This window comes from Mesorhizobium sp. M7D.F.Ca.US.004.01.2.1 (genome assembly GCF_003997785.1).
Lineage (GTDB): Bacteria > Pseudomonadota > Alphaproteobacteria > Rhizobiales > Rhizobiaceae > Mesorhizobium > Mesorhizobium loti.
In genome coordinates, this window is the sequence record NZ_RZRQ01000454.1 from 1 (window position 1) to 3694 (window position 3694).

Annotated in this window: 4 protein-coding genes; all 4 read right to left on the reverse strand. The window is 64.0% G+C overall.

Features of this window, described 5'->3' with window-relative positions; translation table 11 throughout:
* Nucleotides 1-184, reverse strand: a 184-nt coding sequence (locus EN993_RS32805) for an SDR family NAD(P)-dependent oxidoreductase (RefSeq protein WP_127265923.1), incomplete at its 3' end; no start/stop codon positions are given.
* Entirely contained in the window at nt 181-2475 is a 2295-nt protein-coding gene (locus tag EN993_RS32810; RefSeq protein ID WP_127265924.1) for a bifunctional salicylyl-CoA 5-hydroxylase/oxidoreductase, read from the reverse strand. The genes EN993_RS32810 and EN993_RS32805, both read right to left, overlap by 4 nt.
* A gap of 142 nt (nt 2476-2617) precedes the next feature.
* Entirely contained in the window at nt 2618-3217 is a 600-nt protein-coding gene (locus tag EN993_RS32815; protein ID WP_127265926.1) for a VOC family protein, read from the reverse strand.
* Between the two features lie 80 nt (nt 3218-3297).
* On the reverse strand, nt 3298-3694 hold a 397-nt coding region (locus EN993_RS32820; protein WP_164757961.1), incomplete at its 5' end, for an ABC transporter ATP-binding protein.

Consider the following 3694-nt stretch of genomic DNA (forward strand, 5'->3'; position numbering starts at 1 on the left):
CCGCGGCGATGCCGAAAATGCCTTTGCTTTCGCCGGCCACCTTGGCGGGCTCCGCTTCCCGGCGGCCGCAGATGGTCACGTCGATGCCGGCACCGGCCAGCGCCAGCGCGATGGCCCGGCCGACGCCGGAGCCGCCACCGGTGACCAGCGCATGCTTGCCGGGAATCGTCGTGGCGGCCGTCATACTTTCAGCCCCGCCGCGGCGTCGCGCTCGGCCAGCCGGTAGAGCTGGTCGCGTCCGGGCAGATAGGGATCCGGCCATTTGACACCACGGTCGCCGAGCGTCACCGCCGCATGCAGCGTCCAGTAGGGGTCGGCGAGATGCGGCCGTGCCAGCGCCACCAGATCGGCGCGGCCGGCCATCAGGATCGAATTGACATGGTCCGGCTCGTAGATGTTGCCGACCGCCATCGTCGCCATGCCGACCTCGTTGCGGATGCGATCGGAAAACGGCGTCTGGAACATGCGGCCATAGACCGGCTTTGCCAATGCCGAGGTCTGGCCGGCCGAGACGTCGCAGATATCGACACCTGCCTCGTGCAGCAGCCGTGCGATCTCGACCGCATCGGCCGGCGTTACACCTTCGATGCCGACCCAGTCATTGGCCGAAATGCGCATCGAGATCGGCTTCTCCGCCGGCCAGGCGGCGCGCACCGCACGGAAGATTTCCAGGGGATAGCGCATGCGGTTTTCCAGCGAACCGCCATAGGCATCGGTGCGCCGGTTGGTGACCGGCGTGATGAAGGACGACAGCAGATAGCCGTGCGCGGCGTGGATCTCGAGCATGTCGAAGCCGCAACGATCTGCCATCTCGGCCGAAGCCACGAATTCGTCGCGCACCTTGTCCATGTCGGTACGGTTCATCGCCTTCGGCACCTGATTCTGCGTCGACCACGCGACGGCCGAGGCTGCCATGACCGGCCAGTTGCCTGAGACCAACGGCACGTCGGTGCCCTCCCAGCCGAGCCGGGTCGAACCCTTGGCGCCGGAATGGCCGATCTGGGCGCAGATCTTCGCCTCCGTCTCGGTGTGGACGAAGTCGACCAGCCGCTTCCACGCCACCGCATGTTCGGGCGCATAGAAGCCGGGGCAGCCAGGCGTGATCCGCCCTTCGGGGCTGACGCAGGTCATCTCGATATAGAGGAGCCCGGCGCCCCCCTTGGCGCGCTCGGCATAATGGGTGAAATGCCAGTCGGTCGGGCAGCCGTCGACGGCCTTGTACTGCGCCATCGGCGAGACGACGACGCGGTTCTGCAGCCTCATGTCGCGCAGCTTGAATGGCGCGAACATCGGCGCGCGGCGCAGGCTGTTGCCGCCGGCGCCCGCCTGGCGCTGGAACCATTCTTCCGCCCCGCCCAGCCATTCGGCGTCGCGCAATCGCAAATTCTCGTGGCTGATGCGCTGCGAGCGGGTCAAAAGCGAATAGTTGAACTGCACCGGATCGAGGCCGAGGTAGCGCTCGACCTCCTCGAACCATTCGAGCGAATTGCGCGCCGCCGATTGCAGCTTCAGCACCTCGGTGCGGCGGGCATCCTCATATCTACGGAATGCGGCGTCGAGGTCGGGTTCGGACTCAACATACTCGGCCAGCGCCACCGCACTTTCCAGCGCCAGCTTGGTGCCGGAGCCGATCGAGAAATGCGCCGATGCCGCCGCATCGCCCATCAGCGCAAGGTTCTTGTAGGACCAGCGCTCGCACAGCACGCGCGGGAAATTGATCCAGGCCGAGCCACGGATGTGGTTGGCATTGGTCATCAGCGCGTGGCCGCCGAGATGTTTTTCGAAGATACGCTCGCAGACGGCGATCGATTCCTGCTGCGACATCGCGCCGAAGCCGAAAGCAGCCCAGGTCTGTTCGCTGCACTCGACGATGAACGTCGCGGTGTCGCTGTCGAACTGGTAGGCGTGCGCCCACACCCAGCCATGCTCGGTCTTCTCGAAGATGAAGGTGAAGGCGTCGTCGAACTTCTGGTTGGTGCCTAGCCAGACGAACTTGCATTTGCGGGTGTCGATGTCGGGCTTGAAGACGTCGACGAAAGTGTTGCGCGCCCTGGAGTTCAGGCCGTCGGCGGCGACGACCAGATCGTGCGTCTCCATATAGGGTTTGGGATCGGCGATGTCGGTCTCGAACATCAGCTTGACGCCGAGTTCTCGCGCGCGGCGCTGCAGCAGGACCAGCAGCCGCTTGCGGCCGATGCCGCAGAAACCGTGCCCGGTCGAGACCGTGCGCACGCCATCGTGGATGACGGCGATGTCGTCCCAATAAGCAAAGTGCTTCTTGATCCAGACGGCGCTGACCGGATCGTTTTTCGACAGGTTTTCAAGCGTCTCGGCCGACAGCACGACGCCCCAGCCGAACGTGTCGTCGGCGCGGTTGCGCTCGAACACCGTCACATCGTGCGCGGCGTCCCTGAGTTTCATCGAAATGGCAAAGTAGAGGCCGGCTGGTCCGCCGCCGAGAACCGCAACCTTCATGTCTGCGATCTCCTCTTCGCTTGCTGGTTTCGAGTATCGCGCCGGAGGTAAATTATTTCAAGCTTAAAGTTTCATATCGAAAATGATTCAACGTCGCATTTGTGTGGCGTGCCTGCGGAACATCCGCAAGCACGCGTTCCCATCACTTTTCCGGGCTCTTCGGGCTCCATAGAACAGTCTCGGCGCCCTTCTCGTAGGCCATGCCATCGGGATAGCTGATCGCTTCCAGCTGCAGCCCCCATGGCGCCTGGAAGTAGAGGATGGTCTGGCCGGCGGCCGGCCCTTCCTTGACCGGCAACGGGCCCATGCGCGTCTTGACGCCCTTGCCGTCGAGATAGGCCTTGGCGGCGTCGACATCGTCGACATAGAAGGCAATGTGGAAGCCGCCTATGTCGCTGTTCTTCGGCGTCAGGTCCTTCTGGTCCGGTGCTGTGTATTTGAACAGCTCGATGTTCGAACCATAGCCGCAACGCACCATGGTGACCTGCTCAATGACCGCCTTGGGATCGACGCCCAGAAGATCCTGCATGAAGGTGCCCTTGTCGTCGGCAAACGGGCCGAACGACATCGCCTTCTTGCAGCCGACCACCTCGGTGAAGAAGTCGACCGCCTGCTTCATGTCGGGAACCGTGATGCCGGTGTGATCGTGTCCGCGCATGCCGGGGATCGAGCTGGCGGTGGCGATGCCGGCGCTGCCAAGGACAGCGGCGGCGAGCGTTGCGTTTCGAAGTATCCTCTTCATGTCAGTCCTCCTCCATTGGCGGGACTTGGGTCATTTGCCGATCGCACGACCGAAGCCCGCTTTTCGGCGTGCGTGTGTATTCATGTCGGGGCCTTGATGGCGGCAGGGATGTCCAGCCAGCCCGCATCGATCTCGGGCAGCGGAATGGCTGCGATCAGATCGCGCGTGTAGGCTTGCCGCGGCTTGTCGAACAAGGCGTCGGTGGCGCTGGCCTCGACGATCACGCCTTCGCGCATGACGATGACTTGCCGGCACAGCCGCCGAATGACAGACAGATCGTGGCTGATGAAGGCGACGGTCAGGCCCATCTCCGCCGCCAGCTTTTCCAGCAGGGTCAGGATCTGCGCCTGCGTCGACACGTCGAGGCCGGAGACAATTTCGTCGGCCAGCACGAATTTCGGCGACAGCGCCAGCGCCCGCGCAATGCCGACGCGCTGGCGCTGGCCGCCCGACAGTTCGTGGCGGTAGCGGCTGGCG

Bases quoted from the DNA above. Each gene is read 5' to 3' on its own strand.
- EN993_RS32810 (WP_127265924.1), bottom strand. From the start codon at position 2,475: ATGAAGGTTGCGGTTCTCGGCGGCGGACCAGCCGGCCTCTACTTTGCC.
- EN993_RS32815 (WP_127265926.1), bottom strand. From the start codon at position 3,217: ATGAAGAGGATACTTCGAAACGCAACGCTCGCCGCCGCTGTCCTTGGC.